The following is a 23,095-nucleotide window of genomic DNA, read 5'->3' as shown; positions in this document are numbered from 1 at the left end:
AGGTTACCAGCGAGCGGGTAAATGTCCCAAAGTGAGACCTACCGGCCTGCCGAAATGGCCGGAATGCTGCAGCATGACATGCGTACGCCCGCGCAATGTGCGCCCGAGGAAGAGTAGGGGACATCTTGGCGACCGAATCCGTACGAACCGTACGTTCCTCCGCGAAGGCGGCAAAGAAGCACGACGGAATCTTCGGTGGTTACAACTCGCTAGGGTCCTACGCTCAGGCTTTCGACGAGATGTTCGACGCCCATGGCAATGTTCGCGGCCCCTACAAGGGCATCCACAAAGAGCTCGGCCCCTCCGATGTGTCGGAGCTGGAGGCGCGCTCCGATGCGCTCGGTCGCGCCTTCATCGATCAGGGCATCACCTTCTCGCTGTCGGGGCAGGAACGTCCGTTCCCCCTGGATCTGGTCCCCAGGGTCATCTCGGCCGCCGAGTGGACCCGGCTGGAGCGGGGCATCCGGCAGCGGGTGCAGGCGCTGGAGATGTACCTCGACGACATCTACGGCGAGCAGGAGATCCTGCGTGACGGTGTCATTCCCCGGCGACTGATCACCTCGTGCGAGCATTTCCACCGCGAGGCGGTCGGCATCGTGCCGCCCAACGGGGTGCGCATCCACGTCGCAGGCATCGACCTGGTGCGCGACGGGCAGGGCAACTTCCGAGTGCTCGAGGACAACCTTCGGTCCCCGTCGGGCGTCTCCTACGTGATGGAGAACCGGCGCACCATGGCCCGGGTGTTCCCGAACCTGTTCGCGACACACCGGGTGCGCGCGGTCGGTGACTACTCGTCGCATCTGTTGCGGGCGCTGCGCAACGCGGCGGCCAACAACGTCGCCGATCCGACGGTCGTGGTCTTGACCCCCGGTGTCTACAACTCCGCCTACTTCGAGCATTCGCTGCTGGCCCGCCAGATGGGCGTGGAGCTGGTCGAGGGCCGTGACCTGTTCTGCCGCGACAACACCGTCTACATGCGCACCACCGAGGGCGAGCGTCAGGTCGACGTCATCTACCGGCGCATCGACGACGATTTCCTCGATCCGATGCAGTTCAAGCCCGACTCGGTGCTCGGCGTGGCGGGAGTCCTCAACGCCGCGCGCGCCGGCAACGTCGTCATCTCCAGCGCCGTGGGCAACGGCGTCGGCGACGACAAGCTCGTCTACACCTATGTGCCGACCATCATCGAGTACTACCTCGGTGAGAAACCGCTGCTGGCCAACGTCGACACCTTCCGGTGCTGGCTCGACGAGGAGCGGGAAGAGGTCCTCGACCGCGTCGACGAGCTGGTCATCAAACCGGTCGAAGGCTCGGGCGGCTACGGCATCGTGTTCGGACCGGACGCCAACGAGAAGGAACTCGCGGCGATCACGAAGAAGATTCGCGCTGACCCGCGCGGCTGGATCGCGCAGCCGGTGGTGCAGTTGTCGACCGTGCCTACCCAGATCGGTGACGAACTGTCACCGCGCCATGTGGATCTGCGGCCGTTCGCGGTCAATGACGGCGATGATGTCTGGGTGCTGCCGGGCGGGCTGACGCGGGTGGCGCTGCCGGAAGGCTCGCTGGTGGTGAACTCCAGCCAGGGCGGCGGGTCGAAGGACACCTGGGTTCTCGCGTCGCGCACCTCGGTGGCCGATCGCGAGCTGGCCGCCGCCGAGGTGGTCCGTGCACTACCCCGGGCAGCTGCGAAGAATTCCAAGGTCGAGAAGAACGGCGACGGGTCCTCATCTCAGCAGCAACAGTCCCAGGCCAACCGTCAGGAAGAACAGCAACAGCAGCAACAAGCGGTGGACGACTGATGGCCCCTCGCGCGAAGAGGAGTAAATGATGTTGGCGCGCAACGCCGAATCGCTGTACTGGATCGGCCGCTATGTCGAACGGGCCGACGACACGGCCCGCATCCTCGACGTGACGGTGCACCAGCTGCTGGAGGATTCCAGCGTCGATCCCGACCACGCGTCGAGGACGCTGCTCAGGGTGCTGGGCATCGATGCGCCGGAGACGGCCCTGGACCTGTGGTCGCTGACGGACCTGGTGGCGTTCAGCCGGGACACCGACGGCGGGTGTTCCATCGTGGAGGCGATTTCCTCGGCCCGCGAAAATGCCCGCGGTGCACGCGAAGTCACGTCCACCGAGATCTGGGAGTGCCTCAACACCACCTACAACGCGCTGGCCGAGCGGGAACGTGCGGCACGACGCCTCGGTCCGCACGAGTTCCTGTCCTATGTGGAGGGCCGTGCCGCGATGTTCGCCGGGCTTGCCGACTCGACCCTGTCCCGGGATGACGGTTACCGGTTCATGGTGCTCGGCCGCGCCATCGAACGTGTCGACATGACGGTGCGGCTGCTGCTGTCGCGGGTCGGCGACAGTGGCTCGTCGCCGGCGTGGGTGACCGTGTTGCGGTCCGCGGGCGCGCATGACACCTATCTGCGCACTTACCGGGGCGTGCTCGATGCGGGCCGGGTTGTCGAGTTCATGTTGCTGGACAGGCTCTTTCCGCGTTCGGTGATGTACTCGCTGCGGCTGGCCGAGCACAGCCTCGATGAATTGCACAAGCGGAGGCTCAACCGTGTGGGTGCCACGGCCGAGGCGCAGCGTCTGCTCGGTCGTGCGCGCAGCGAGCTGGAATTCCTGCCTCAGGGCGTCCTACTGGAATCGCTGGAGGAACGTCTGGCCAACATTCAGTCGACGTGTGCGGAGGTGGGCGAGGCGTTGGCGGTGGAGTACTTCCATTCGGCACCGTGGGTGGCGTGGACGGATGCGGGCCGCAACGGTTCGCTGGTGATCGAGGAAGGCGAGGTCTGAGATATGTGGCGTATGCGTGTCATCCATGCCACGGGCTATGCCTACAAGTCCCCGGTGACGGCGTCATTCAACGAGGCACGGCTGACCCCCCGGTCAGACTCCAGGCAGAACGTCATCCTGAATCGGGTCGAGACCATCCCTGCCACAAGGTCATACCGCTACGTGGACTACTGGGGTACCGCGGTGACGGCGTTCGACCTGCACGCCCCGCACACCGAACTCGAGGTGACGGCCTCGTCGGTGGTGGAGACCGACAAGCCTGAAGCGCCGAAGATCACGGTGAGTTGGGAGGATCTCGCGAGCGAGGCGGTGATCGACAAGTACGACGAGATGCTGGCCCCGACGCACTATGTGCCTGCCAGCAAGCGGATCGAACGGGTGGGCCGACGCATCGCCAAGTACCACGAACCCGCTGAGGCGGTCATCGAGGCGGCGCGGTGGGTGCAGGCCGAGCTGCAGTACGTGCCGGGCACCACGGGCGTGCACACCTCGGGGGTCGACGCACTGCGCGAGGGCAAGGGCGTGTGCCAGGATTTTGCGCATCTGACGTTGATGTTGTTGCGGGGCATGGGGATTCCGTCACGGTATGTGTCGGGCTATTTGCACCCGAAGCGCAACGCCAAGCTGGGCGACACCGTCGACGGGCAGAGCCATGCGTGGATTCAGGCGTGGACGGGGGAGTGGTGGCACTACGACCCCACCAACGACAAAGAGATCAACGAGCAGTACATCAGCGTCGGCGTCGGCCGCGACTATTCGGACGTGACGCCGTTGAAGGGGATCTACTCGGGCGAAGGGTCGACCGACCTCGACGTGGTCGTGGAGATCACCCGGCTGGCTTAGCGCACACGCCGGGGTGCACTTCCACCCGGAGCAGGTCATCGCCGAGTTCGATCTGGCGGTCGAACCGCGACGCGGCCAGCGCTCGCCAGTCCTCCTCCTGCCCGGGCTGCATCGCCGGCACGTAGTGGGTGAGGATCAGGATGCCGACGCCGGCCCGTGTTGCGGTTTCGGCGGCCTGCTCGACTGAGGAGTGGTAGTCGCAGATGTCGCGGATCCGCTGCAACGGCAATGCGTCGATCAGATCCTTGCGAATCACCGTGTGCACCAATGCGCCTGCCCCCGAAGCCAACTCGTCAAGACTCTGGCACGGCACGGAATCCCCGGCCAGCACGACCGAGGCGCCGTTGTGTTCGATGCGGAACCCGATGGTGGGCGCCACGGGCCGGTGATCGGTCGGCCCGACGCGGATCTGGACCTCGTCGCGGCCCCACACCACCCCCTCGGTCACCTCTTCGACCTCGACCGGCGGGGGCGTCGTCAGGTCGGCGTGGTGCGCGATCCGATACCCGATGTCGAAGTTGAAGGCTTTGAGCGTGTTCTCGACGACTTCGGCGGTGCCGGGCGGCCCGATGATCGGCAACGGTGGCAGGTCGGGGGCGAAGTTCGACACCCACCGCGTAATGATCACGTCGCCCAGGTCGGCGATGTGGTCGCTGTGCAGATGGGTGAGCAGCAGCGCGCTGATGTTGTTGGCGCCGACGCCGATGGCCGCCGCGCGTTGCAGAACGCCTCGGCCGCAGTCCACCAGGAATGTCTGCCCGCCCGCTCGAACCAGGGTCGACGGGCCGGCTCGTCGGGCGTCGGGGATGGGGCTTCCGGTGCCGAGCAGCGTCACTTCGATCATGACGCACGAAGTTACTCTTGGTGTGAGCCCACCGACGACATATCCGGATGCCGGCTGCCCGTCACCGCATCGCCCGCCTGGCCGAGTGTGGCGACCTGTTCCGGCGTCAGCGTCACCGACAGTGACGCAAGGTTCTCGTCGATGCGCGCGGCGCGGCGGGTGCCCGGGATGGGCACCGACACGACGCCGAGATCGTCGGCGCGGTGACGCAGCCAGGCCAGGGCCACCTGCGCCGGCGTCGCTCCGATGTCGGCCGCCACCGCGACGACGGCATCGACCACACTCTGGTTCGCATCCAGCGCCGAGCCGGTGAAGCGGGGCAACGCGCGCCGGAAGTCGTTGTCGCCGATCTTGTCGGCGGAGCGGACGGTGCCAGTGAGGAATCCCTGCCCCAGGGGTGAGAACGGCACGATTCCGACGCCGAGTTCGGCGGCCACCGGAGCGATGACGGGTTCGATGTCGCGGGTCCAGATCGACCACTCGCTCTGCAGAGCCGCTACGGGATGCACCGCGTGGGCGGCGCGCAACTCGGCGGCCGAGACCTCGGACAGTCCGAGGTGCCGGACCTTGCCGGCGGCCACCAGTTCGGCCATCGCTCCGACCGTCTCCTCGATCGGCACGGCCGGGTCGCGCCGGTGCAGGTAGTAGAGGTCGACCACGTCGGTCTGCAGGCGTTGCAGGCTCTCGTCGATGCACTGCCGGACGTAGGCCGCGTCGCCGCGCGGCCCCACCGGCCCGCCTGCCTCGTCCGTGGGGTCGCCGTGAATACCGAATTTGGTGGCCAGGGTGACCTCGTCGCGGCGGTCGACCAGCAGGCGCGCGATGAGCCGCTCATTGTCGCCGCCCCCGTAGATGTTCGCCGTGTCGAGGAACGTGACGCCCACATCGACCGCGTGGTGCAGGGTGGCGAGGGACTGGTCATCGTCCGGCGCCCCGCCGTACACCGGCGTCAGGGCCATGCCCCCGAAACCCAGGACGCTGACGGTCAATTCGTCACCAAGCGTGGTCGTTTCGGGCATCACTCATCCTGTCGGGCGGGGGCGCGGGCTGGCGGGTGCAACAGGCGCCGCCGCGGATCTGTTCCGCTGGGAACCGGCTGGTAGTAGCCTGATGTGAGCTACCTCACCCAGGGGGATTCCGATGCGGATATCCGACGTGCTGCGTACGAAGGGCGCGACTGTCGCCACGATCACGCCGGAGACCTCGGTTGCCGGCTTGCTGACCGAGCTGTCGGTGCACAACATCGGCGCGATGGTGGTGGTGTCACCGGACGGGCTACTCGGCATCGTCTCCGAGCGTGATGTCGTGCGTGCGCTGCACGAGATGGGTGCCGACGTGATGCGCCGCCCGGTGTCCGAGATCATGACCACGATGGTGGCGACGTGCTCACCCGAAGATTCGGTCGACAGCCTCAGTGCGTTGATGACCACGAACCGTGTGCGTCACGTTCCCGTCGTCGTAAACGGTCGGCTCGCCGGCATCGTCAGCATCGGCGACGTCGTCAAGACCCGCATGGAGGAGCTTGAGCGTGAGCACGAGCACCTCCAGGCCTACATCTCCCAGGGCTGAGCGCCGATGGCCGATATCGACGTCCGCTTCGCGCAGAAGCCGGACGTGAAGGAGCTCGCGCGCGTCCTCGGGCGGGCATTCTTCGACGACCCGGTGATGATGTGGATGGTGCCTGACGACGCCAAGCGGGCCAAGGCATTGCCGCGGGTGTTCGACGCGATGACGCGGCACCACTTTCTCGCCGGCGACGCGGTGGAGGTTGCCGGCCGGTCCGGGCAGGTGGGAGCAGCGGCGCTGTGGGACCCGCCCGGGCGCTGGAAGCAGACCCAGCGTGAGGAGCTGCGCATGATGCCCGGCTTTCTACTGGCGATGGGGCGGCACGTCGGGCGCGGCATGGGCATCTCGGAGTTGATGAAGAAGCATCACCCGGAGGAGCCGCACTGGTATCTCGCCGTGATCGGTAGCGATCCCGACGTACGCGGCGGCGGGTTCGGCCGGGCGCTGATGCAATCGCGGTTGGACAGGTGCGACGCCGAGGGCGCGCCGGCCTACCTGGAGTCGTCCAAGGAGTCCAACGTGCCCTACTACCTGCGGTTCGGCTTCGAGGTGACCGGCGAGATCACCGTCGAAGACGGTGGCCCCACGCTGTGGCAGATGTGGCGCCGACCCGGGTGATCCCCGCGGATGTCAGGACCAGGAGTAATCGGCCCGCAGCCGGGCGGCGACGACGTCGAACACCGCGCGCTCCAGGATTGCGCCCTCGCGCCTGATGCCTTCCTCGGGCACGTCCAGCACCCGGTCCAGTCGAACCCAGCTGGACCTGCCCTCGTAGTCCCAGCTACCGCTGCCGATACCGACCCAGTTCGGGTCGCCGCGGTGGTGATCCTGGCTGGACAGCATCAGTCCGAGCAGCACGCTGCGGTCCCGACCGACGACGAGCACCGGCCGGTCCTTGCCCCGCGTCGGGTCGTCTTCGAAGACCACCCACGTCCAGACGATCTCGCCCGGGTCCGCCCTGCCGTCCAGGTCGGGCGAGTAGGCCACCTTCCGGGCCCGGTGTGCGGTCGGAACGAAGGTGCTGGAGATCGGCCGCCCTGCAGGCAGCGCTGGTACGTCCTGGGCGGGCGGACCGGCCAGGACATCCATGCCGATCCGGATCCCCTGCTGGATACCGCGCGCCACGGTGTCCGACTTCTGTAGTTGGCGGACGAGTTTCGGCGCCTCGTTGAACACGAGGTTCTCGGTGCTTCTTACGACGAAGCGCTGAAACGCCTTGAAAGGCGATGCCGATGAGGCCATACCCGCCAAGCATAGGCGCCCGTGCCGCTGCCCCGAATGCGGCTCGATTGTGTTACGGGGGTCTGCTCTCGATACTCTGGACAGGCCTGATCAGGCCGACAGAACCTCGCGCACCAGGAGAAACCCAATCAGCAACTTCGCCGACAAGACGTTCACTGCGCCGGCGCAGATTCGGAACTTCTGCATCATCGCCCACATCGACCACGGCAAGTCCACCCTGGCCGACCGGATGCTGGGCATCACCGGCGTTGTCGCCGACCGTGACATGCGCGCCCAGTACCTGGACCGGATGGACATCGAGCGCGAGCGCGGCATCACGATCAAGGCGCAGAACGTGCGGCTGCCCTGGCAGGTCGGTGATGACCAGTTCGTACTGCACCTGATCGACACCCCCGGCCACGTCGACTTCACCTACGAGGTGTCGCGCGCACTGGAGGCCTGCGAGGGCGCGGTGCTTCTGGTCGACGCCGCGCAGGGCATCGAGGCGCAGACGCTGGCCAACCTGTACCTGGCGCTGGACCGTGACCTGACGATCATCCCGGTGCTGAACAAGATCGATCTGCCCGCCGCCGACCCCGACCGCTACGCCGGCGAGATCGCCCACATCATCGGCTGCGAACCGTCGGACGTCCTGCGGGTGTCCGGCAAGACCGGCGAAGGTGTCACCGAACTGCTGGACGCGGTGGTGCGCCTGATCCCGCCGCCGGTCGGCGACGCCGACGCACCGGCGCGGGCGATGATCTTCGATTCGGTCTACGACATCTACCGCGGCGTCGTGACCTACGTCCGCGTCGTGGACGGCAAGCTCACCCCGCGCGAGAAGATCAAGATGATGTCCACCGGCACCACCCACGAGCTGCTCGAGGTGGGCATCGTCTCACCCGAGCCGAAGGCCACCGAGGGACTCGGTGTCGGCGAGGTGGGTTACCTGATCACCGGCGTCAAGGATGTTCGGCAATCAAAGGTCGGCGACACCGTGACCTCGGCGCGCAACGGTGCCACCGAGGCGCTCACCGGTTACCGCGAGCCCAAGCCGATGGTGTACTCCGGCCTGTATCCGGTCGACGGCTCCGACTACCCGAACCTGCGTGACGCGCTGGAGCGGTTGCAGCTCAACGACGCGGCACTGACGTGGGAACCGGAGACGTCGGTGGCGCTCGGGTTCGGCTTCCGCTGCGGGTTCCTCGGGCTGCTGCACATGGAGATCACCCGCGAACGGCTGGAGCGGGAGTTCGACCTCGACCTCATCTCCACCGCGCCCAACGTGGTGTACCGCGTGGTCAAGGACGACGGGACCGAGATCATCGTGACGAACCCGTCGGACTGGCAGGAGGGCAAGGTCCGGTCGGTCTTCGAGCCCATCGTCAAGACGACCGTCATCGCCCCGAGCGAGTTCATCGGCACCATCATGGAACTCTGTCAGTCCCGGCGCGGCGAGCTCGGCGGGATGGACTACTTGTCGCCCGAACGCGTCGAGCTGCGCTACACGATGCCGTTGGGCGAGATCATCTTCGACTTCTTCGACTCGCTGAAATCGCGCACCCGCGGCTACGCCAGCCTTGACTACGAAGAGGCGGGCGAGCAGGAGGCCGATCTGGTCAAGGTCGACATCCTGCTGCAGGGCGAAGCGGTCGACGCCTTCAGCGCGATCGTGCACAAGGACGGCGCCGCCGCCTACGGCAACAAGATGACGACCAAGCTCAAGGAACTCATCCCGCGCCAGCAGTTCGAGGTGCCCGTGCAGGCCGCCATCGGTGCCAGAATCATTGCCCGCGAGAATATTCGGGCCATCCGCAAGGACGTGCTGTCCAAGTGCTACGGCGGTGACATCACCCGTAAGCGCAAGCTGCTGGAGAAGCAGAAGGAGGGCAAGAAGCGGATGAAGACCATTGGGCGGGTCGAGGTTCCGCAGGAGGCCTTCGTGGCGGCGCTGTCGAGTGACGCGGCATCGGACAAGGCCGGCAAGAAATAGGCCCAGTGCGACCCCTCCGGGCGGCTACGTCAGTGCGCTGATCAGTTCGCCGACGGTGTGCGCGGATTCCAGCGGGTGGCGCAGGCGTCCGGACGGATTGACCGCGTAGCTGTTGCGCCGGCCGACCTTGGTCTTGTCCAGATAGCCGTCGGCGACCAGATCAGCCAGGATGGCCTGCACTGAGCGCTCGGTGATTCCGATCAGCAGGCTCAGTTCCCGTGCGGTCAGCGAGCCCCGCGCCAGGCACAGCAGAACGTGGGCGTGGTTGGTGAGGAACGTCCATCCACGCGGCTGGTCGCCGGGCTCGACGGAAGCGGTGGCGGCGGCCTTCGATTCCTTCCTCGGCCGCGTACGGTTGGCCGCCTTGGACGGGCGCGCCCGTGGGGGTGTCTTCGGCGTGCGTTTCGAGGCGACCATCGCCGATATGGTACTTCGCCATTCGCGTGATGGGTTTCAGTAATCCAGCGGGTCGCGTGTCGGTTTGCCGGTTCGGGTGGCGAGCAGGCTCCACACGATGGACACGGTGAGCGTGACGACGATGACACCAAGGGTGAGGGGAATCGGTAGTTTGCCGACCGGCGTCTCCGACAGGACGAGCTTGACGCCTGCGAAGGCCAGGAGCACCGCCAGCCCGTAGTGCAGATGGGTGAACCTGCGCAACAGTCCGGCCAGGCAGAAGTAGAGGCTGCGCAACCCCAGCACCGCAAAGGCGTTGGCGGTCCAGACGAGGAAGGTGCTGGTGGTGATCGCCAGCACCGCGGCCACCGAGTCGATCGCGAAGATCAGGTCGGTTGCCTCGACGGCGATCAGCACGACGAAGAGCAGTGTGGCCACCCGCTTGCCGTCGACCCGGGTGAACAGACGATCACCGTGGTAGCGGGGATCGGTCGGCACCACTCGTCGCACCAGTCGCACCACCAGGTTCTTCTCCGGTTCCAGTTCTTTGTCGTGCTGGAAGGCCATCTTGTAGGCGGTGTAGATCAGGAACGCCCCGAAGATGTAGGCGGTCCAGAAGAACGCCGCAAGTAGTTCTGCGCCGACGAAGATGAACACGAGCCGGAACAGCAGCGCCCCGACGACGCCCCAGAACAGGACCTTGTGCTGGTAGCGGTCCGGAACCGCGAAGTAGGTGAAGATCAGCGCAAAGACGAAGACGTTGTCGACCGACAGGGCCTTCTCGATGAGGTAGCCGGCGTAATAGGTTCCGGCGACCTCGGCGCCGTAAGCCCACCAGACGATCCCGCCGAAGCCCAGTCCCGCGGCGATCCAGATCGTCGACCACACCGCGGCTTCACGGAAGCCGATGACATGGTTGTCGCGATGCATGAACAGGTCGATCGCCAGCATGACCACGATGGCCGCGGTCAGCGCGGCCCATCCCCACAGCGGAACGACTATCGCGTCGGCCACCACATCTCCTCGAGTCCAGTCAAATGTCGAAAGTGATTCAGTCGATGCTGTGAACGCGGCCTCCGCCGTGAGACCGCAAGGAGTCCATCGCATTTCCCGCATGCATCAGCGTTGCTCATCCGACCGAATCTGGTAACGCGAATACTAACACACGAAATGTGCTTCGTAAGTATCCGACCGCCCGCACCGGACTGCCGACCGGAATCGGGGGTTGACACCCGCAATTAATTACACGTAATTTGCTTCGTATGTTGGTGTTGGACGAAGCCGCACTCACCGCAGTGCTCGCGGCGCCGCTGCTTGCCGCCGTGGCGGCGACCACGGTCGGCCGTCGGGTCCCGGTGCTTGCCACGCGGCTCGGCGCCCTGGCCGCAGGATCAGGATTCATCCTTGTCGCCGGGCTGGCCGTGAGCTCCGCGCGCGGCGAGCAAGCCGCCCTCGGAACGGGTGTGCTCGCATTTGCCGCCGATCGGCTGGCGGTGGCGGTGCTGCTGCTGATTTTCGGAGTGAGCACCGTGGCACAGGCGTTCGCGGTCCGGTACCTCGCCGGCGACCCGCGGGCCTGGTGGTTCACCGCCGGTGCCGGGCTCCTCACGGCAGCGTCCGCGGTGATGGCCACGGCCACCACGCTGATCGGCATCGCTGTAGGTTGGACCGCCGCAGGCGTCGCACTGTGCCTGCTCTTGGGTACTTACTGGCAACTGCCGAGCGCGCGGGACGGTGTCCGCCGTGCCGCGGTCGCGTTCCTGATCGGCGACGGCGCCCTGTGGGTGGCGGTGGGTCTGATCATCGTCCGTACGGAAAACGGTGACATGGCCGCCCTTTCGGCCACCCGCCCCGACGCCGCGATGGCGACGTTGGTGTCGGTACTGATCGTGGTCGCCGCGCTGTCGCGGTCCGCGCAAATCCCGTTCCACCGCTGGCTGCCGGCGACCCTGGCGGCACCCACCCCGGTGTCGGCATTGCTGCATGCCGGGGTGGTGAACGCCGGTGGGATTCTGTTGATCCGCTTGAGCCCGCTGCCCAGCCCCGCGTTGGCGGCAGGCCTACTCGTCATCGCCGGCACCACCACCATGGCCTACGGCGCCGCCATCATGCTCGTGAAGCCGGATATCAAAGGTGCGCTTGCACATTCGACCATGGCCCAGATGGGGTTCATGATCCTCACGTGTGGACTCGGCCTATGGGCCGCAACAGTCATCCACCTGGTGGCCCACGGCTTCTACAAAGCCACGTTGTTCCTGTCCTCCGGATCGGCGATCGCCCGGCACCGCCGGTTCGCTGCACTGCCCGCCGCCCCACGTCCGGCCGGGCGCCGGCGGCTGGTCAATCTCGTCACCGCCGCGGCGCTCCCTCTGGTCGCGTTGTCGGCCGCTGCTGAGCTCTTCTCGACCTGGACGCACACCCATGCCGCAGAGCAGGCCCTTCTGCTGTTCGCATGGGTGACGGGCGCGGCCGCCACCTGGGGCTGGCTCCAGCGCCGCCCCAACGTCGCGGGCGCAGTGAGTGCCGGAGCCGTCTTGCTTCTCGCCGCGGTGGGCTACGTCGCGCTGATCAGCACGGCTACCGAATTCCTCGCGCCGGCACTGCCTGACACCCCGGCTGCCCCGCCCGCCGTGTGGGCGACCGTCACTGCCGCGCTGATCCTGCTCGGCACGCTGGCGGGCCTGCGCGGGTCGCGCGTAGCCGATGCCCTGCGACGTGTCGTCTATACCCACGTGCTCAGCGCAGGAAGCGTCCACCCGGCCACGACAGGAGCACAACGATGACCGAGGCGACCTCAACCCGACCGGACTCGGCCCGGGCCCGGCTACGCAGTGACATCCGGCTTTCCGCGCGGGTGCTGCCCACGCATTATCCGCTGGACACCTTCATCGCGGTGAACCCTTTGGCCGGACTGCAGGCGATGCCATTCGAACAGGCCGTCCGGCGTGCGGGCGACCTCTACGGGACACCGGGCACCCTGCCCGAGGCCATGTTCCGCAGGCTGTACCACCAGGGGCGTATCACCGATGCCGACTTGGACCGAGCGCTCGCACGCCGCTATCCGAGACTCGCCGAGGAGCCGGGCCTGCAGCTGGAGAACCGGCGGGTGACAGCCACGGCTCTGCTGCGTGCCGACCTTCTGTACGGGGTTCCCGCCCCAGAACCACAGCGGCGGTATCGAACTCGCGCCGAAGAGTGGGCCACCGGCGACGCCGACATCGTCGATACGCAAGCCGCGAAGTGGATGGCGGCGTTCCTCGGCGAGGCGAGTTGGCCGATGCCCGGCCGCGAGCAGGGTTTCTACCCGGCGTGGCGCGCACTCGCGCCGACCGATCGCACCCTGACGCGCACCGTGCGGGCCAGGTTGCGCGGCGTCGCCGAACGGCCGGACGACGCTGTGCTGGTGGCGCTGGACGCTCTCGGCGTCGCCGACGGCGACCGGGTCACCTATTTGCAGGCCCACCTGACCCGGCTGCCGGGCTGGGCCGCGCACGTGAACTGGTGCGCCGACCGTGACGTCGGCGTCGACCTGCTGCAATACCTGGCAATGCGGCTGAGTTATGAAGCGGCGCTTCTGGACAACCGCCGTAGCCAGCCCACCGAGCCGGCTCTTCCGGCTCTGTGGACGGCCAAGGACCGCGCTGCGCACCTGCTCGAGGCGTGCGGGATCAGTGACGTCACCGAGTCCGATCTGGCGACGGCGGCGCGGATCCTGGCGGCGTTGCCGACACCGGCCCGCCAGATGATCTGGCAGAACGCATTCGAGGCTCACTATCAGGACCGGCTGCTCGCCGACCTGTCCTCGCGCCTACCGCGGAAGCACCCGCCCGCGCACACCCACCTGATCACGTGCATCGACACCCGATCGGAAGGGCTGCGCCGCCACCTCGAATCGTGCGGTGACTACCAGACCCTGGGATTCGCAGGTTTCTTTGCCGTCGCGATCCGATTCACCGACCTGCTGGGAGGCGCGCCAGCCGACCTGTGTCCAGTGCTGATCTCACCCAACCACGACATCGCGGAAGAGCCTGCGCCGCACGCTCGTCGCGCCGCCGAGCGCCGGGTGAGCGGCGCCACCAGCCTTAGCGGGGCCGAGACGGCATTCCATGTCGCCAAGGAGTCTGCGGCTGCACCTTTCGTTCTCGCCGAGGCCGCCGGCTGGATCGCAGCCCCCCTGTCAGCGGCCAAGACCCTGACCCCGTCGGCCGTCGCCGGGGTGCGGCGCAGGCTGCGCGACATGATCACCCCTGCGGCTCAGACGCTGCTGAACGTAGAGTCGATGCCGCTGCACGAGCGCGTGCTCTTCGCGCAGGTGACATTGAAAACCATCGGTCTGACAACGGGATTCGGACGCTTGGTGGTCCTGTGCGGGCACCACAGCGACACCGAGAACAACCCGTACCAAGCGTCACTGGACTGCGGTGCCTGCGGTGGGCAGGGCGGCGGGCCCAACGCCCGCGCGGCGGCACGGATCCTCAACCAGTCCGACGTCCGCGACGAGTTGCGCAGTGCGGGCATCGACATCCCGGATCACACACACGTCGTCGCGGCCCTGCATGACACCGCCACCGACCGGATCACCGTGCTCGACGCCCACCTGATCTCTCCTGACCACCGTCGCGACGTCGCCCGCCTCGAAGCCGATCTCGCGCGTGCCGGACGTGCGCTGGCAGCCGAGCGGTGCGCGGTGCTGCCGGGCGCCCGGCGGCGCTTCTCGGCCCGCGCCGCTGCCAGGCACGTCGGACGCAGATCGGTCGACTGGGCGCAGGTGTACCCGGAGTGGGGGCTGGCCGGCAATGCCGCATTCGTCATCGCTCCCCGCGACGTCACCCGCGGACTAGACCTACACCGGCGCACCTTCCTGCACTCCTACGACGCGGACACCGACGACGACGCCACGGCGTTGGAGACCATTCTGACCGCGCCACTGGTGGTGGCGCAGTGGATCAACTGCCAGTACTACTTCTCCGCTGTGGCCCCGGATGTCTTCGGGGCTGGGACCAAGACGGTCCACAACGTCGTCGGCAACGTCGGCGTGATCACCGGCCACGTCGGCGACCTCCGGCTGGGGCTGCCATGGCAGTCGGTCAGCTATCGGGACCGGTTGTTGCACGAGCCCCTTCGGCTCTTGGCGGTCGTCCAGGCGCCGCTGACACGCATCGACACCGTGGTCGGACGCAACCCGATCCTGCAACAGCTGTTCGGCAACGACTGGGTGACCGTCGCGGCCCGCGAACATCCCGCCCACCCATGGCAGCGCTGGACGCGGGCCGGCTGGCAGTTGTGGACCGAAACCCATTGCTCACAAGCGCTTCACGACGAGGAGATGATTCCATGACACCCGCCCTGGCCAAGATGACCAAAATCGAAGTCGTCGTCACCGGAAGCGACGCGCCGGCGGTCCGGGAGCTCATCGGAAGCGTCGGCGCCACCGGATACACCAGCCTGTCCGGGGTCTCCGGGCTCGGCCACCACGGCTACCACCAGGGCCGACTGTTGTTCAACCAGCAAGCCGCCCTCGAATTGATCATCACCGTGGTGCCCGACTCCAGGGTCGAGGCGTTGCTGGCGGGCCTGCGCCCCCTGCTGGACGCGTCCTCGGGCGTGATGTTCGTGACCGAGACCTACGTCAGCAGGCCTGAGTACTTCAGCTGAAACCACAACGAAAGGAACAGCCCATGAACCTCCCACGTGATACCTGGCAGCGGCTGCGCGCCGGCAACCGGCTGCGCTGCGAGCAGTCGGTGGACCGGCCGATCGCTGCCGTCTTCCGCTGTGCCGATGCCCGTCTCACCAATGAGACGGTCTTCGGCCAGGGCCCCGGCGCCCTGCTCGACATCAGTACATGGGGCCACACCGTGGACGCAGGCGTGCTCGGTAGCTTCGAGTACGCCGTCGAATGCCTGGAGGTGCCGCTCATCGTCGTGCTCGGACATGACGACTGCCCGGCCATGACCGCGGCACTGAAGGCGTGGGAACACACGGAACTGCCCGGCGGATCGATGCGCCGAGTGGTCGAACATGCTCTGCTGTCTGTGGTGCGGCGCGGGACGATCGCCGACTCGGTGCAGTCGGTCGCCGCTGCCCATGCTGTCGAGACCGGCCTCGCTCTCGCTCAACGCTCTCCGATTCTGTCCAGTCGGGTAGACAACGGCACATGCGGAATTGTCTGTGCCACCTATGTTTCCACCGATAGGGCGGTGCAGGTGCACGCCACCATCGGCGCTGTCGACGAGAGCGCGGTCGGGCTCGTCGAGGTCGTCTAGGCCCAAGCGCACGTGATGTCGCGCTGCTTGCCGCGTGAAATGCGCTTCGTTGATCTTGAGGTCCCGAGGAGAAGTTGATGACCAGTCCTCACCCTGATGCCGGCGCGAACTTCGGCGGCGCCAAATTCGCGGTCGTCACCGTGGTCATCCTCATGGCCGTGTTCAACCTGACCGCCGTATCCGCAGCACTGCACCCCGCGCTCGGGCTGATCACGATGCTGGTATCGCTGCTCGTCACCGTTGCGGTACTCGACCGATTGGGGCAGCAGTGGGCGCCGGCGGCGGTCCAGGCGTTCGACAGGTGGTGCCGCGCCTCCGTGCGGCACATCCGCAACGGGTGACGGTGCCGTCAGGTCCAGGCATGATCGCGCCACCGCCATGCGTTGTCGCGCAGGAACTCTCGCATGGTGCGAGGTGGCCGCCCCAGCAGCGTCGCGACGTCGTCGGTGATCGGTTGGTTCTGCCCCAGGCGGGTCAGGGTATAGATCGCGGACATGAACCCGATCGTGTCCCAACCCACTCCGCGCCGGCGCAGTCGAGCTGCGAACCGCGCGAGACTGGGACGGGTGTACGTGATCGGGTGATCCAATTGGTCGCTCATCGCTTTGGCGACCTCGTCCATGCTCATCGCGGCGGATCCGGTCAAACGGTGGACGCGGTCGCGATGCGAGGCGACGTCGGTCAGTGCCAGGGCAGCGACCTCTGCGGCGTCGCGGGCGTCGATGAATGTGGTCCGGCCGGACCCGGCCGGAATGAACAGTTCTCCGCGGTCGGCGATGTCGATGCCGTGAGTGGAGATCGCACGGTGCAGGTTCTGCATGAAGAAGCTGCACCGCAGGATGGTGGAGCTCATCGTGCTGGCCTGCAGGGCTGCCTCGACTTTGTGGTGAGGGATGAACGGGGCCCGGTCGGCGCCGAACACCGAGACGTACACGACGTGCCTGCACCCGGCGTCGTCAGCGGCGTGCACGAACGGGATGACCGCCTCGCGAGCTGCCTTGTTGCCCGGCAACGGGAACAGCAGGAACAGCGCCGTCACGTCGCGAAGCGCCGCAGGCCACGTCGTACGGTCGAAGAAGTCGAAGGCGCTGACCTGGGCGCCGTCACCGACACGGTCCCGCAACATCTCAGGATGGCGACTGGCTATCCGCCATGAGTGCGGGTCGGTCCTCACGCGGAGCAGTTCCACCAGCTCGTGACCGACGTTGCCGCTCGGTCCGGTGATGAGCAGCATCAGACGTGCCTACCACGGGTCGTCGCGGTCGTGCCGTGCATCGGTGAGGTCGTGCCGCCCGATCGACGAGTCGGAATGGATCGGTTTTGGGTGCGGGGTCTGGCCGAAGCGGTCGCGCGAAGGCACGAACCGTGTTGAAGTGTTATCCAAGTCGACGGTTCGGGGGCAGAGATGGCAGGTGCGCAGTCGGGGCGCCTCGCGGCGTCGATCGCCGCCGCGGGCCTGGTCCTTGCCGGCTGTGCGGGCGCGCCCGCCGACGAGCGGCCGGTGGTGCGCATCGTCGAGGCGGCCCAGCCGTCGCCGGCTGTCCCTCTCGGCCCGTTCCTGCCGACGGCCACTGAACTGTCGGCAGTGTTGGGCACCGGACCGAACAGCATGATGGGCCGACCGGTCGCCGGTGATGCGGGCGTGCTGCTGACCAGCGTGGCCGACGGCCAGGCGGCGCCCGCGGAGTGCGTCAGCGCCCCGTACCGCCTCCAGGAGATCGTCTACGACGCCAGCCCGGTGCAATCGGTGGCCAGCAACACCTGGGCCGGCGGCGGCTTCGACGGCCCGCCGGTGTCGGGGTTCTTCGGCGTCGTCCAGATGGCCAGCCCGGTGGCGGCACAGGAATTCTTCGCCTCGGTCACCGACCAGTGGCGACGCTGCAACGGACAGACCGTGACCCTGAACGCGCAGGCCAACGGCGCCGACGAGCTCAGCAGGGTCACCGACGTCACGTTCGGCGAGCACGTGATCGCGGCACATGTGCTGCACGCTTCGGGCGGCACCGGGTCGCCGACCGGCCTGCGCGCCGTCGGGCTCGCCGGTGACTGCATCGTCGAGGTCGAGCTCACCGATCCTCGCCCTGTCGGCAACGTCCAGGGCGCGGTCGCGGTGGTGGACGTGATCCGCGACAAGATCGCCGCCGTGCGCTGACGTCTACCCAAGCCGCGCGTGGTGTGGTCGGCGATGGCTGATAATGACTCGGTGAGAAACGACGCCGCGATCCGATGCGTGCGCGCTGCCGGGGCGCTGTTCGCGGCGTCTGCGCTGCTCTCGGGGTGTGTCAGCGAAGTCAAGGGGACGGCGGTGCGCAGCCATGGCATCGGTCCGGTCGACATCCCGCCGCTTGACGAAACCCGACTCGATGCGATCCTGCTGACCGTCGATGAACTCAACGAGATCGTCGGCTCGACGCGGCTGGAAGTGACCAGCGAGCTCGAGGAGATGACCGACCATTCTGCGGAGGTGTCAGATCCTGATTGCCTCGGTGCGGTGTACGGCGCCGAGGCGCCGGTGTATGCGGGCACCGGCTGGACGGCGATGCGGGACCAGCTGGCGCGCGAACCCGACGAGGACAACGACCACTGGGTCGAGCAGACCGCTGTGCTGTACCCGTCGTCCGGGAACGCCGAGAGATTCTTCGCCGACTCGTCGTCCACCTGGCAGGACTGCGCCACCTCTGCGATCGCGGTCGGGGAGGGCGACTATCTGTGGGAACTCGGCGAGGTCGGCGTCGGCGACACCCTGATCACCCAGAAGACCACCCAGGAGGGTGCCGACGGCTGGGCCTGCCAGCATGCGCTGTCCGTGGTGTCGAACCTCACGGTGGAAGCGTGGGCGTGCGGCTACAGCATCACCGACGAGGCCGCCGCGATCGCCGACGCGATGATCCAAAACGCGGCCGAGTAAGAGGCACGCCGACGCTGGTTGCGCTCGCGACAAGGTATCGGAATCGCATGCGCTGCAGCGGCATTGGCGCAAAACGCGCACGCCGGCTTTACGCAACCCGGGTCGATAGGGCCCGCACCCTCGGTGGCTGACCGGTCTGCGGGGGCGCAGAACACGTTCGGTCCAGTGGCGAGTTCACCGTCGGTCTCGCCGGCATAGAGCCGCCTCAGCCGGGTATCACCGACATGGTGAGCTCGGATTGCGTCGCGCACGTCCATCACGGTCATTGCGGGTGGACACCCCGCGGGCGCGTCCGGCTCATCACGACTGAAAGGATGAGATCTATGGCCGAGGACTTTGCGATCGCCGACGTTCCCTTCACCCACGATCCATGGGTGGCGGCGCGGGACCGATACGCTGCGATGCCCTATCGCCGGGTGGGCACATCAGGGCTTCTATTGCCGGCTATCTCTCTCGGGCTTTGGTACAACTTCGGCGACAACCGGCCTTTCGACGTCCAGCGACAGGTGTTGCGGCACGCGTTCGACCGGGGCATCACCCACTTCGACCTGGCCAACAATTACGGCCCACCGTACGGTTCGGCCGAGGAGAACTTCGGTCGGATGCTGCGTCGCGACTTCAAGCCGTACCGCAACGAGCTCATCATCTCCACCAAGGCGGGATGGGACATGTGGCCAGGACCCTATGGTCAGCTCGGCAGCCGCACGTATCTGCTTGCCAGCCTTGATGAGTCGCTCGCCCGCCTCGGCCTCGACTACGTCGACATCTTCTACTCGCATCGCATCGATCCGACGACCCCGCTCGAGGAGACCATCGGTGCCCTCGACGCCGCGGTCCGTGCAGGAAAGGCGCGCTACGTGGGTATCTCGTCGTACTCAGCTGCCAAGACCGCTGAATCGGCGGCCATCGCACGTCGGCTGGGTACCCCGCTGGTGATCCATCAGCCGTCGTACTCGCTTCTCAACCGCTGGATCGAAGGCGGCCTCAACACCGAACTCGCCAACGCCGGGATGGGTGCGATCGCGTTCACCGCGCTGGGACAAGGCCTTCTCACTGACCGATACCTTCAGCAGTCCGCGGCCGACGTCGATCGCGCCACGGCCCGTCCGACTTTCGACGACCAACTGGTGACCGACGATGTCCGCGCGAAACTCCAAGGACTCGCCGGGATCGCCGAGCGTCGGGGTCAGACCCTGGCGCAGCTGGCATTGGCTTGGGTGCTTCGCGACCCCACCGTGGCGTCCACGCTCATCGGCGCGTCGAGCGTGGCTCAACTCGAGGAAAACCTCGGTGCGCTGGACAACCTTGCCTTCACCCCGGAAGAACTCGACGAAATCGACGGGTACGCGTCCGAGTCCGGTATCGACCTGTGGCGCGAGAGCTCAGATCTCTAGCGGTGCGTCAGCTCGCGGTGGCCAACCGGCCGGTGCGGCGGGTTCTGATCAGCTCGCCCCATGCGGTGAAGGCCTCGGCATGATCGGCCGATGCCGACCCACTGGCGATCGCGACCAGGCCTGACGCGATCGCACCGAGCCCAAGACCGGTCTGATGCACCACCCGCACCAGCTCGTCGAAGGCTTCGCGGCGCGAGCATCCGCGGAGGCCGATCAGGATGCCGACAGCGATATCGATGACTTGACGCGACGTCTCGTCCGTCCCGGTCAGACTCATGACACTGATGATCCGCGCTCACCGCCGTCCGGGGGAGCTTTCTGCGCGGGCAGACGCAAAACCGCGACGATCCCGTTACACAGGTGCGTTGGCCGGCTGGAAACCGCCCGAGCTGTCGGCCTCCTCCTCGGCGCGGATCACGTGCACCACCGCGTTGATCAACGCCAGGTGGGTGAACGCCTGCGGGAAGTTGCCGAGGTGCCGGCCCGTGCGTGGCTCGATCTCCTCGGCGTAGAGGTGCAGCGGGCTGGCGAACGACAGCAGGCGCTCGCACAGGTGCCTGGCCCGGTGGATCTCGCCGATCTCGACCAGCGCCGACACCAGCCAGAACGAGCAGATGGTGAAGGTGCCCTCTTCGCCGGCCAGGCCGTCGTCGGTCTCCTCCACCCGGTAGCGCAGCACCAGACCTTCCTCGGTCAGTTCGTCGGCGATCGCCATCACCGTGGCACGGATCCGCGGGTCATTCGGTGGAAGGAAGCGGGTCAGCACAGCCAGCAGCAGGGAGGCATCCAGCGCAGGGTCGCCGTAGCGCTGGGTGAGTACGCCGCGTTCGTCGACGCCGTGTTCGAGGATGTCGGCCTTGATCTCCTCGGCAATCACGCGCCACTGCTGGGCGTAGGACTTCTCGCCTTCCAGCTCGGCGAGCTTCGCGCCGCGGTCCAGCGCCACCCAGCACATGATCTTGCTGGATGTGAAGTGCTGCGGTTCGCCGCGCACCTCCCAGATGCCGCGGTCGGGTTCACGCCAGTGCTTGATGGCCTCCTCGACCTGTTCCTTGAGCACCGGCCACAACGTCTCGGGGATCTGTTCGCGAGATTTGGTGTGCAAATACACCGAATCGAGCATCGTGCCCCAGATGTCGTGCTGCATCTGGTCGAACGCACCGTTGCCGATGCGCACCGGGCGGGCGTTGTCGTACCCGGACAGGTGGTTGAGCTCCTCTTCGACGAGTGTGCGTTCCCCGCCGACGCCGTACATCACCTGCAAGGGGTGGCGCTGGCCGTTGTTGGCACCCGAGACGTCGGCGATGAACGCGAAGAAGTCGTCGGCCTCGCGATCGAGTCCCAGCGTGTACAGCCCCCACAACGCGAACGTCGAGTCGCGCACCCAGGCGTACCGGTAATCCCAGTTGCGTTCGCCCTGAGGCGTTTCCGGCAACGAGGTGGTGGGGGCGGCCAGCAGTGCACCGGTCGGGGAGTAGGTCAACCCCTTCAGCGTCAGCGCGCTGCGCTGGAGGTAGGACCGCCACGGGTGGTCGGGGAAGTCGCCGACGTTGATCCACTGCCGCCAGCATTCGCTGGTCTTCCACATCTTGTCGGCGGCCTCTTCGAAGGTCTGGGGCGCGGGATGGCCGGACCAGCTGAGTGCGACGAATACGTTGTCGCCTTCGCTCAACCGGGTGCGGGCGCGCGCTTCGCGGCCCTCCAGACCGATCCGCAGGTTGGTGGTCAGGCGCAGCGTCGGATGGGAGTCGGGGTCCTTGGTGGCGCGTGCGATCGCCTCGCCATAGGCCTGCGCGGAGTACTCCCAGTGCGCGCTGGTCCGGTGGTAGTCGAACGACGGTTCGCAGCTCATGACCAGTTCGACCGTGCCGCTCACGCAACGCACCGTGCGCAGCAGGATGTGCTCGGCATCCCAGTCCATCGGGGTGCGGCGGTGGGTGCGTGAGCGGGTCTCCAGGTCGTGCCATGGCCCCATCACCAGCGCGTCGCGCACGATCACCCAGCCTGTGTGGGTCTGCCAGGTGGTCTCCAAGATCAGGCTGCCCGGCAGGTAACGCCGCGCCGCGGGCACGGAGACCCCGTACGGCCCGAGGCGGAAGTGGCCGGCGCCACGGTCCAGGATCGCGCCGAACACGCTGGGGGAGTCGGGCCGCGGAACGCACAGCCACTCCACTGAACCTGCCGACGACACCAGGCAGGTGTTCTCGCAGTCGGACAGAAACGCGTAGTCCGCGATAGGCGGGAACGGGTTCCGCAGCGGGCCGGGGCTGTAGTACGCCGTCGGCGCGGGCAAAGTCAACGCAGATGACTCGCCGTTGGGAAACGAAGCCTCGGAAGCCTCGGAGTGCTGCAGAACCATTTGCTCATCATCGACTGCCGGGCACCCTGGCGTCTACCGGAACACCCGGTGTTTCGCCCGGGCGCCGGGCGCATAGTCTGGCGTGATGGACGGCTTCCTCAACTGGTGGGACAGCGTGGAGCTGTGGTTGTCGGGGCTGTCGTTCGTGGCGCAGACCGTGGTGGTGATGCCCGTGGTGCTCGTTCTGGCATTCGTGACCGCGGTGGTGCTCGACGCCGCGCTGGGCAACGGCATCAGGGTTCTGCACCGCATCCGGCACACCGACGACGACAGCGGGGGAGGCGCCTGATGAGCAGCATGCCGCGCTCACGCGTGACGCTGGCCCTGGTTGCGCTGGTGGTGCTCGTCATCGTCATGTGGCTGCTCACCAGATGAGCTTCCCGGCCACTCTGTTATTCTTCGCGCCATGCATACGGCGTCCGGCAACAAGGGTGGTCACATCGTGGCCCTCATTGCCGTGGGTTTCGCTGCCGTTGCTGATGTCTGTTGTTGTCGCTGAC

Annotated in this window: 24 protein-coding genes; 16 read left to right on the top strand and 8 right to left on the bottom strand. The window is 66.9% G+C overall.

The window, feature by feature from the left end; genetic code table 11:
* The first annotated feature begins 95 nt into the window (after window positions 1-95).
* The 3 genes from EL337_RS18350 to EL337_RS18340 are packed head-to-tail and all read left to right on the top strand — an operon-like array spanning window position 96 to window position 3,648.
* Window positions 96-1,799: a circularly permuted type 2 ATP-grasp protein gene (locus EL337_RS18350; RefSeq protein ID WP_083443115.1), complete on the top strand. Its 1,704-nt coding sequence runs from the start codon at window positions 96-98 to the stop codon at window positions 1,797-1,799.
* A 28-nt stretch (window positions 1,800-1,827) separates the two neighbouring features.
* Window positions 1,828-2,805, top strand: coding sequence for an alpha-E domain-containing protein (locus EL337_RS18345; protein ID WP_048633169.1), 978 nt, complete (start codon window positions 1,828-1,830; stop codon window positions 2,803-2,805).
* A 3-nt stretch (window positions 2,806-2,808) separates the two neighbouring features.
* Window positions 2,809-3,648: a transglutaminase family protein gene (locus tag EL337_RS18340; RefSeq protein WP_048633104.1), complete on the top strand. Its 840-nt coding sequence runs from the start codon at window positions 2,809-2,811 to the stop codon at window positions 3,646-3,648.
* Here EL337_RS18340 and EL337_RS18335 read toward each other — a convergent pair.
* Both EL337_RS18335 and EL337_RS18330 read right to left on the bottom strand, forming a co-directional pair.
* Window positions 3,632-4,492 (bottom strand): ribonuclease Z, encoded by an 861-nt coding sequence (locus EL337_RS18335; protein WP_048633103.1) that lies wholly within the window; start codon window positions 4,490-4,492, stop codon window positions 3,632-3,634. The two genes, EL337_RS18340 and EL337_RS18335, sit on opposite strands and share 17 nt — an antisense overlap.
* Window positions 4,493-4,503: 11 nt before the next feature.
* Complete coding sequence (locus EL337_RS18330; protein WP_048633102.1) at window positions 4,504-5,511, bottom strand: aldo/keto reductase; 1,008 nt, start codon at window positions 5,509-5,511, stop codon at window positions 4,504-4,506.
* A 121-nt stretch (window positions 5,512-5,632) separates the two neighbouring features.
* Between EL337_RS18330 and EL337_RS18325 the strand changes: the two genes are divergently transcribed.
* Window positions 5,633-6,061 carry a CBS domain-containing protein gene (locus tag EL337_RS18325; RefSeq protein ID WP_048633101.1) on the top strand — a complete coding sequence of 143 codons (429 nt, stop codon included), beginning with the start codon at window positions 5,633-5,635 and terminating at the stop codon, window positions 6,059-6,061.
* 6 nt (window positions 6,062-6,067) lie between these two features.
* The gene (locus EL337_RS18320) at window positions 6,068-6,676 is read left to right on the top strand and encodes a GNAT family N-acetyltransferase (protein WP_048633100.1); all 609 of its coding nucleotides are present in this window, start codon (window positions 6,068-6,070) and stop codon (window positions 6,674-6,676) included.
* A 12-nt stretch (window positions 6,677-6,688) separates the two neighbouring features.
* Here the strand turns inward: EL337_RS18320 and EL337_RS18315 are convergent, their stop codons facing one another.
* Window positions 6,689-7,300 carry a type II toxin-antitoxin system PemK/MazF family toxin gene (locus tag EL337_RS18315; RefSeq protein WP_048633099.1) on the bottom strand — a complete coding sequence of 204 codons (612 nt, stop codon included), beginning with the start codon at window positions 7,298-7,300 and terminating at the stop codon, window positions 6,689-6,691.
* On the opposite strand from EL337_RS18315, the gene lepA reads away from it, so the two are divergent.
* The gene (gene lepA / locus EL337_RS18310; RefSeq protein WP_370737168.1) at window positions 7,299-9,272 is read left to right on the top strand and encodes a translation elongation factor 4; all 1,974 of its coding nucleotides are present in this window, start codon (window positions 7,299-7,301) and stop codon (window positions 9,270-9,272) included. The genes EL337_RS18315 and lepA overlap by 2 nt on opposite strands.
* 24 nt (window positions 9,273-9,296) lie before the next feature.
* Here lepA and EL337_RS18305 read toward each other — a convergent pair whose 3' ends face one another.
* Both EL337_RS18305 and EL337_RS18300 read right to left on the bottom strand, forming a co-directional pair.
* Window positions 9,297-9,689 carry a helix-turn-helix transcriptional regulator gene (locus EL337_RS18305; RefSeq protein WP_048633098.1) on the bottom strand — a complete coding sequence of 131 codons (393 nt, stop codon included), beginning with the start codon at window positions 9,687-9,689 and terminating at the stop codon, window positions 9,297-9,299.
* A gap of 36 nt (window positions 9,690-9,725) precedes the next feature.
* Entirely contained in the window at window positions 9,726-10,682 is a 957-nt protein-coding gene (locus EL337_RS18300) for a TerC family protein (protein ID WP_197724125.1), read from the bottom strand.
* 248 nt (window positions 10,683-10,930) lie between these two features.
* On the opposite strand from EL337_RS18300, the gene EL337_RS18295 reads away from it, so the two are divergent.
* The 5 genes from EL337_RS18295 (at window position 10,931) to EL337_RS18275 (ending at window position 16,275) form a co-directional block, all read left to right on the top strand.
* Window positions 10,931-12,451 carry a proton-conducting transporter transmembrane domain-containing protein gene (locus EL337_RS18295; RefSeq protein WP_048633097.1) on the top strand — a complete coding sequence of 507 codons (1,521 nt, stop codon included), beginning with the start codon at window positions 10,931-10,933 and terminating at the stop codon, window positions 12,449-12,451.
* Complete coding sequence (locus EL337_RS18290) at window positions 12,448-15,006, top strand: DUF2309 domain-containing protein (protein WP_048633096.1); 2,559 nt, start codon at window positions 12,448-12,450, stop codon at window positions 15,004-15,006. Before EL337_RS18295 ends, EL337_RS18290 begins: the two co-directional genes overlap by 4 nt.
* Window positions 15,003-15,323 carry a P-II family nitrogen regulator gene (locus tag EL337_RS18285; RefSeq protein WP_048633095.1) on the top strand — a complete coding sequence of 107 codons (321 nt, stop codon included), beginning with the start codon at window positions 15,003-15,005 and terminating at the stop codon, window positions 15,321-15,323. The genes EL337_RS18290 and EL337_RS18285 overlap by 4 nt, the downstream gene beginning before the upstream one ends.
* Window positions 15,324-15,346: 23 nt before the next feature.
* Window positions 15,347-15,934 (top strand): carbonic anhydrase, encoded by a 588-nt coding sequence (locus tag EL337_RS18280; protein WP_048633094.1) that lies wholly within the window; start codon window positions 15,347-15,349, stop codon window positions 15,932-15,934.
* 77 nt (window positions 15,935-16,011) lie between these two features.
* Complete coding sequence (locus EL337_RS18275) at window positions 16,012-16,275, top strand: hypothetical protein (RefSeq protein WP_048633093.1); 264 nt, start codon at window positions 16,012-16,014, stop codon at window positions 16,273-16,275.
* 8 nt (window positions 16,276-16,283) lie between these two features.
* Here EL337_RS18275 and EL337_RS18270 read toward each other — a convergent pair whose 3' ends face one another.
* Complete coding sequence (locus EL337_RS18270; RefSeq protein ID WP_048633092.1) at window positions 16,284-17,168, bottom strand: NmrA family NAD(P)-binding protein; 885 nt, start codon at window positions 17,166-17,168, stop codon at window positions 16,284-16,286.
* A 171-nt stretch (window positions 17,169-17,339) separates the two neighbouring features.
* On the opposite strand from EL337_RS18270, the gene EL337_RS18265 reads away from it, so the two are divergent.
* The 3 genes from EL337_RS18265 to EL337_RS18255 all read left to right on the top strand — a co-directional run bounded on the left by EL337_RS18265 (window position 17,340) and on the right by EL337_RS18255 (window position 20,236).
* The gene (locus EL337_RS18265) at window positions 17,340-18,086 is read left to right on the top strand and encodes a sensor domain-containing protein (protein WP_048633091.1); all 747 of its coding nucleotides are present in this window, start codon (window positions 17,340-17,342) and stop codon (window positions 18,084-18,086) included.
* A 33-nt stretch (window positions 18,087-18,119) separates the two neighbouring features.
* Window positions 18,120-18,842 (top strand): sensor domain-containing protein, encoded by a 723-nt coding sequence (locus EL337_RS18260; protein ID WP_048633166.1) that lies wholly within the window; start codon window positions 18,120-18,122, stop codon window positions 18,840-18,842.
* Between the two features lie 323 nt (window positions 18,843-19,165).
* Window positions 19,166-20,236: an aldo/keto reductase gene (locus EL337_RS18255; protein ID WP_048633090.1), complete on the top strand. Its 1,071-nt coding sequence runs from the start codon at window positions 19,166-19,168 to the stop codon at window positions 20,234-20,236.
* Between the two features lie 7 nt (window positions 20,237-20,243).
* Here EL337_RS18255 and EL337_RS18250 read toward each other — a convergent pair whose 3' ends face one another.
* Entirely contained in the window at window positions 20,244-20,513 is a 270-nt protein-coding gene (locus EL337_RS18250) for an ANTAR domain-containing protein (protein WP_048633089.1), read from the bottom strand.
* A gap of 75 nt (window positions 20,514-20,588) precedes the next feature.
* Window positions 20,589-22,595, bottom strand: coding sequence for a glycoside hydrolase family 15 protein (locus tag EL337_RS18245; protein ID WP_048633088.1), 2,007 nt, complete (start codon window positions 22,593-22,595; stop codon window positions 20,589-20,591).
* Window positions 22,596-22,680: 85 nt separating this feature from the next.
* Between EL337_RS18245 and EL337_RS18240 the strand changes: the two genes are divergently transcribed.
* Window positions 22,681-22,884, top strand: coding sequence for a hypothetical protein (locus EL337_RS18240; protein WP_048633087.1), 204 nt, complete (start codon window positions 22,681-22,683; stop codon window positions 22,882-22,884).
* A 117-nt stretch (window positions 22,885-23,001) separates the two neighbouring features.
* A complete protein-coding gene (locus tag EL337_RS29290; protein WP_370737163.1) occupies window positions 23,002-23,094 on the top strand; it encodes an Ms4533A family Cys-rich leader peptide in 93 nt (30 codons plus the stop codon).
* Window position 23,095 lies beyond the last annotated feature (1 nt).

It is taken from the genome of Mycolicibacterium aurum, assembly GCF_900637195.1.
GTDB lineage: Bacteria > Actinomycetota > Actinomycetes > Mycobacteriales > Mycobacteriaceae > Mycobacterium > Mycobacterium aurum.
Note: the sequence above shows the minus strand (reverse complement) of the source record. Positions and strands in the feature narration are given on the sequence as shown.